The sequence below is a fragment of the Vibrio sp. 1641 genome, assembly GCF_033339995.1.
Lineage (GTDB): Bacteria > Pseudomonadota > Gammaproteobacteria > Enterobacterales > Vibrionaceae > Vibrio > Vibrio alginolyticus.
Map to the genome: position 1 here is coordinate 1 of NZ_JAWOVP010000033.1, position 4,688 is coordinate 4,688.

A 4,688-nucleotide genomic window follows, 5' to 3' on the forward strand; every position below is an offset into this window, starting at 1 on the left:
GTAAGCAGAGTTTTTGAAATGTAAGGCCTTTGAATAAGACAAAAGGCTGCCTCATCGCTAACTTTGCAACAGTGCCTAAAATAAGCCTTATATCCAAGCATAAAACAAGGTTGTCTAGACTTCTTTTAACAGTAAAGTTATCATAAAACTGAATTTTATTTTTTAGGTAAGTTTATGCATTCTATCCGCATTCGTTAAGACACAACTATTTGCATAGTGACACTATTTTATAATGGTGGGCTTTTGTTGTGTCTTTAAGAATATATGCGGATATATAAAGTAAAAGTATGCTTAATTTATAAGTATGCTTTTAGTGCATAGTTTCCAGTTATAACTTAATTGACTAGCTATTTGTCCACCCTGTGGATGAATAGCTTTTTTTTTGGGAGGACACTGTGATGCTAGCTTTTGTTTTCACCTAAATCCTGTTTGCTGCATAAAAAATTTCAAGAGCTAAACAGGAGTAAATAAAAATGAGTTTAATTATTAAAGCGAGAAACATACGCTTGGATTATGCTGGGCGTGATGTTTTGGATATTGATGAATTGGAAATTCACTCTTATGACCGTATTGGTCTTGTGGGTGATAACGGAGCAGGAAAGAGTAGTTTACTCAAAGTACTTAATGGCGAAATTGTTTTAGCCGAAGCGACATTACAGCGTTTTGGTGATTTTGCACATATCAGCCAACTGGGCGGAATCGAAATAGAAACGGTCGAAGACCGGGCAATGTTATCTCGCCTTGGTGTTTCCAATGTACAAAACGACACAATGAGTGGCGGAGAGGAAACTCGTGCAAAAATTGCTGCCGCATTTTCCCAACAAGTACATGGCATTCTAGCGGATGAACCAACCAGCCACCTTGATCTCAATGGAATAGATCTACTTATTGGTCAACTTAAAGCATTTGATGGAGCATTACTTGTTATCAGTCATGACCGATATTTTCTTGATATGGTTGTAGACAAGATATGGGAGTTAAAAGACGGTAAAATTACGGAATATTGGGGTGGTTACTCGGATTACTTGCGTCAAAAAGAAGAAGAGCGACAACACCAAGCCGTAGAATATGAGCTGATGATGAAGGAACGGGAGCGATTAGAATCTGCTGTGCAAGAAAAACGCCAGCAAGCTAATCGATTAGACAATAAGAAAAAAGGAGAAAAATCCAAAAACTCTACCGAAAGTGCTGGACGACTTGGGCATGCAAAAATGACTGGCACCAAGCAAAGAAAACTGTATCAGGCAGCTAAGAGTATGGAAAAGCGTTTGGCTGCATTAGAAGATATTCAAGCACCAGAGCATTTGCGTTCTATTCGTTTTCGTCAAAGTTCAGCCCTAGAACTGCACAATAAGTTCCCGATTACGGCAGATGGTCTGAGCTTAAAATTTGGTAGCCGTACTATCTTTGATGACGCTAACTTTATAATACCGCTTGGCGCTAAAGTCGCTATAACTGGATCGAATGGAACAGGGAAAACGTCCTTGTTAAAAATGATATCAGAACGTGCTGATGGATTAACCATATCTCCAAAAGCTGAAATTGGCTACTTTACACAAACAGGATATAAATTTAACACGCATAAATCTGTGCTCTCCTTTATGCAGGAAGAGTGCGAGTACACAGTTGCGGAAATTCGTGCAGTATTGGCTTCAATGGGGATCGGAGCGAATGATATTCAAAAAAACTTATCCGACTTATCGGGAGGTGAAATCATCAAACTGCTTTTATCCAAAATGCTTTTAGGAAAATATAATATTTTGCTTATGGATGAACCAGGAAACTATCTTGACCTAAAAAGTATTGCCGCATTAGAAACAATGATGAAGTCCTATGCAGGAACTATTATCTTCGTATCTCATGACAAGCAATTGGTCGATAATATTGCTGACATTATCTACGAGATCAAAGACCACAAAATCATCAAGACTTTTGAGAGAGATTGTTAATGATAGCCAATCTAATCCGAACATTAATTATTGAACTCTTTAAAGGAAATTAAAAATGACAATTCAAGATATTCAATCACTTGCTGAAGCACACGGCTTGTTGCTTACGGACAAAATGAATTTCAATGAAATGGGCATTGATTTTAAGGTCGTTTTTGCTCTTGATACAAAGGGGCAACAATGGTTGCTGCGTATTCCTCGTCGTGATGGCATGAGGGAACAAATCAAGAAAGAAAAACGCATTTTAGAATTGGTAAAAAAACATCTTTCTGTAGAGGTTCCTGATTGGAGAATTTCATCTACAGAATTAGTGGCTTATCCCATACTTAAAGATAATCCTGTTTTAAATTTGGATGCTGAAACCTATGAAATAATTTGGAATATGGACAAAGATAGCCCGAAATACATAACATCTTTGGCAAAAACCTTATTTGAAATCCATAGTATTCCTGAAAAAGAAGTTCGGGAAAATGATTTGAAAATTATGAAACCTTCAGATTTAAGACCTGAAATAGCAAACAATTTGCAGTTAGTAAAATCTGAAATTGGTATAAGTGAGCAATTGGAAACCCGCTACAGAAAATGGTTGGATAATGATGTTCTATGGGCAGATTTCACCCAATTTATACATGGCGATTTATATGCTGGGCATGTACTAGCTTCAAAGGATGGAGCTGTTTCAGGCGTTATTGATTGGTCAACAGCCCATATAGATGACCCAGCGATTGATTTTGCTGGGCATGTAACTTTGTTTGGAGAAGAAAGCCTCAAAACTCTAATCATCGAGTATGAAAAACTAGGGGGTAAAGTTTGGAATAAACTATATGAACAGACTTTAGAAAGAGCAGCGGCCTCTCCTTTGATGTATGGTTTATTTGCCTTAGAAACTCAAAATGAAAGCCTTATCGTTGGAGCAAAAGCTCAGTTGGGAGTTATATAATTTAAAAATATGATTGCTGAGAACTGCCTTGTTTTGAAACTTGGTTGGCTTTAATTAGTTTTTAGTATTCTTTATAGAAAATGCCTCGATCAAGGGGCATTTCTAACAATCATTTAACATAAAATTTCTTATACGAAATGCTTGATATTTCTCTTTAAATATCATTATATTAACGTAAGCCGTTCTGGAGTATAGGGCACCAGAACGGCTTTTTATTGATTATTCATGTTCCACGATCACTAATTGAGCGATGTTCCACGGTTTTATTCAGTTTTAATAAACATCATCCGGTTTTTTGAGGAGTCATTATTTCAAGTGCTTGCACTGAAATTGGCTCTTCAAAAAACTGGAGTCTTGGCTAACCATATGGAAGGAAAAAGCGGCTTAGGAAGCCTCTCTTCTTCTGTTCTGGTTCAACATGCTCCGGGATAGGAATACGCTTATTGTCTTGCTGAGGAGTAGTCAATTCGTCATAGTTCGTTGCTAGTTCCGACCGAGGATCCGTTGCTATATCCTGTTTAAAGCTCTGATCGGTAAAGGTAGTCATATTGGCTTTTGGTGCTTCTAGTAAGCGCTGCATAGCTTCAATCTGTTCTTGATAAAACGATTCACGTTCTAAAGATTGATTTTCTCTCTGTATTGCCTGATTTAATTGTTTTTCCAGTATGTCAACTTGACGTTTTAGTAAGTCAACTTCTGTCAAGTTTTGACTGTTAATTGATTGACTTTGATTGACTGTATCCTCTTTTTTTTGTGGTTCCCCAAAAACTCTTAGGGCCTCTGAAAAGTCAATTAATCCATCAGATCCTTTAGATAAATTTCCTTTGTTTATATGTGCATATATGGCTTGTCTTGAATATCCATAAAGCTTAGCTAACTCTGAAACTGACAGTTTTTTCATTATGTAAACCAGTTTTCAACTTGTGTTAATACCTGACTGTTAACTTAACAATTTCAATTAACAATGTCATTGAAATCCTAATTTTCTGAGTAAAGGAAGTAATTCCTTAAATTTCTCTGCATCTTGCAGCATGGCAGCTATACGTACAGCAAACTGCTGATAGCTTTCTGTGCCTTGTGAATATTTACTCATCTCAGGAAGCTCTGAGAGCTTGTTGGCGAATAGATGGCGTTGTTTATCTGTTATTTTTGAAAAGAGGTCTAATGTATTCGGATCTCTTTTAGATTCGACTGAATGCGTGGCTGATTTTTTCTGTTTAAAGCTAAATGAAAAACCAGTAATAGATCTACCTGTTTTATGCTGTTCAACTTTGACAATAATATCGGTATGTTCATTTACTTGTTTTAATGCAATGTCTAAAACATATTTTTTAAAATCATACATTCGTTTGTATTCAGTCTCGAGTACACCTATTTTTTGTCTAAAATCATACATAGTTATGAGAGGCGTTTTTCCAGTACTACGCCATGCAATCAATATTTCATATAAACGAACAGCATAAGCACTTGTTAAATTACTTATTTGTTGTATTTCATACTTTGTAAATTGTTCTTCTAACCTAGTAATTAAAGGCACAATAGCAGGGGCAAAAATAAGTCTAACGACAGCTTCATTATCAATATAAGCCACCTCGCTCACCCATCTTGATTTGTGATTAATAGTGTTACCTTTTTCACTAAGACTCTGATAACTGAATTGTCTTGCAAACAAGTCATCGCAAGCATCTTTTAACGCCTGATAAGCCGTATTTCGATGTACACGGCACTGTTGCAAATAGTCGGTGGTGATAAACTTATCATCCCCTTTTGCTGATGGAGCTGCACATGAACCCATTCAA

General features: G+C 36.6%; 4 protein-coding genes. 2 read left to right on the forward strand and 2 right to left on the reverse strand.

Features of this window, described 5'->3' with window-relative positions:
- The first annotated feature begins 473 nt into the window (after window positions 1-473).
- Both msr(E) and R7Z47_RS23875 read left to right on the forward strand, forming a co-directional pair.
- Window positions 474-1,949, forward strand: coding sequence for an ABC-F type ribosomal protection protein Msr(E) (gene msr(E), locus R7Z47_RS23870; protein ID WP_000052512.1), 1,476 nt, complete (start codon window positions 474-476; stop codon window positions 1,947-1,949).
- A gap of 55 nt (window positions 1,950-2,004) precedes the next feature.
- Window positions 2,005-2,889 carry an Mph(E) family macrolide 2'-phosphotransferase gene (locus tag R7Z47_RS23875; RefSeq protein ID WP_000155092.1) on the forward strand — a complete coding sequence of 295 codons (885 nt, stop codon included), beginning with the start codon at window positions 2,005-2,007 and terminating at the stop codon, window positions 2,887-2,889.
- Window positions 2,890-3,247: 358 nt separating this feature from the next.
- On the opposite strand, the gene R7Z47_RS23880 is transcribed toward R7Z47_RS23875, so the two are convergent.
- On the reverse strand, window positions 3,248-3,790 hold the full coding sequence (locus R7Z47_RS23880; protein ID WP_004896925.1) for a plasmid replication DNA-binding protein: 543 nt from the start codon (window positions 3,788-3,790) through the stop codon (window positions 3,248-3,250).
- A 66-nt stretch (window positions 3,791-3,856) separates the two neighbouring features.
- Window positions 3,857-4,684, reverse strand: a complete 828-nt coding sequence (gene repM, locus R7Z47_RS23885; RefSeq protein WP_000534216.1) for a replication initiation protein RepM — start codon at window positions 4,682-4,684, stop codon at window positions 3,857-3,859.
- Window positions 4,685-4,688: the final 4 nt, after the last annotated feature.